Consider the following 1,938-nt stretch of genomic DNA (forward strand, 5'->3'; position numbering starts at 1 on the left):
AGCTTATCTGTATAAAACAATTCACGCTCTTTAGGAATATTAATATACCTTTTAAATAACCTAGCATCAGGAAGTTGATTCACTTGATACATATCCAAATCGCCATCATTATCCATATCGAAAAACACGGCTTGCGAAGAAAAACCAGCATCGGCCAAACCATATAACATGGCTGATTCAGTAAAAGTAAGATCTTGATTATTAATGTAAAGTTGGTTTTTTCTATCCTCAGGGTTCATTGAATCACCATTTCTACTTATATAAATATCCAAATAGCCATCATTATTTACATCTGCCATAGTAACACCCCAAGACCAACCCGGATTAACTGCTACTCTAGATTTCTTCGTGATATCTTCAAATTGGAAATTCCCTTTGTTTAAATATAGCCTATCATTAACTTGATTTCCACAAAAGAAAATATCTGATAACCCATCGTTATTAATATCGCCAATGGCCACACCAGCGCCACTATATATTTGATTATAATATAAATGATTAACTTTTTCAGATTCACGAATAGCATTGTTAAAATCAACTCCCGTTTTTTCAGGCGTCAGCAATTCAAAACCACCAACCAAAGTTTCAGGATACAGATTTCGATTTGATTTTTGACAGGAAATAGTAATAGAAAGAATAGAAGCTAAAATTATTATTTTAGCAGAACAACGTTTAATTTTCATAAAATATTGAATAATAAAGAGTCAAATATAATTGACCCTAATAATTTATTGTTTAGAGCTTTTTATGACATCATACCGAAATTAATAAATGTCAAAAATAGCAGCTAACTAAGATACAAAATTTACATAATTTTATATACAAAATTGTAAACTGTTGAGTAAATACTAACAAAAAAATTGATAAGCAACCCTTTAGGTTAATAATATATATGCTCTTTTAATATAGTACTTTAAGATTCAAAATAACCTTCAATAAAAAAAGGCTAATCTAGATTTTAGATTAGCCTTTTAAATTAATTACTATATGTTGATTTAATTAAAAGTAATATTATCAAAATAAAATGTGGCTTCTCCACCTTTAGCGCCATCACGAATATCAGCGTGAATAGCTATTTGATCAATGTTTTGATTCCCATCTAAAATAACTCCAACTCTAGCGCTAAAATCGAATGTTAATTCTTCCCATTCATTAATTTTAGTATTAGCAACTATAATAGGCCCTTGTGCGCCACCTGTAGGTGTTACAAGTTTAATTCCAATATCACTAATAACGGATTTGTAAACCCACATTTTAATTATAGCATTAGAATTGCTAAGATCCCAAACTATTCCCATTTCACCATGTGCCGTTTCTGTTCCAACCCATGTTTTATCAGAATCACGAATTGTTAATTTTGCAACTTGCGCCGATGTATTTCCAGTTGTATTTGGATTTGCAACAAATTCTATAGGAGGATTGTCTACGTTTTCATAAACATTCCATGCCCATTGTGCACCAAACCCGTCGGCTTCAAAATCTATAGTTTGATCAAGTGAGTATGTGTCGCTACTGCCACCGCCACTTGTTCTTTCAAAAAGTTTCAGATCATCAAAATAATAGGTGTTAGTATTTGCTGAACCTAAATCAAAAATTAATACAATCCTATCATATTTATTATCTTCGCTGGTGCTAAAGTTATAAGTTAACTCTTCCCATTCATTAGTTTTAGTAGTTGTTAAATCAATTTCAGTATTAGTATCTGGGTCAGCAATTGATTCAAGTTTTAATAAAACGGTATAACCAGGAATAGCCGAATATACCTTCATTTTAAACCCACCATTAGCGCTTAAATCAAATTTTTCATTAAAATCAATTTGATTGTTATCCCAGGCTTGAACGTTTTGTTTCGTTACTTTTCCAACTTTACATGAGCCATTTACAGCAACAGTACCAGGATTATCTGCCCATACAAAAACGGCATTATCATTTCTAATA

The 1,938-nt window shown here is 31.3% G+C and carries 2 protein-coding genes; both read right to left on the bottom strand.

The window, feature by feature from the left end; all coding sequences use genetic code 11:
- The coding region (locus tag WBN21_RS14480; RefSeq protein ID WP_424201496.1) for an FG-GAP repeat domain-containing protein at positions 1-683 on the bottom strand (683 nt) is incomplete at its 3' end.
- A gap of 312 nt (positions 684-995) precedes the next feature.
- Positions 996-1,938, bottom strand: a 943-nt coding sequence (locus tag WBN21_RS14485; protein WP_424201498.1) for a hypothetical protein, incomplete at its 5' end; no start/stop codon positions are given.

This window comes from Algibacter sp. (assembly GCF_049667265.1).
Taxonomy (GTDB): Bacteria; Bacteroidota; Bacteroidia; order Flavobacteriales; family Flavobacteriaceae; genus Algibacter_B.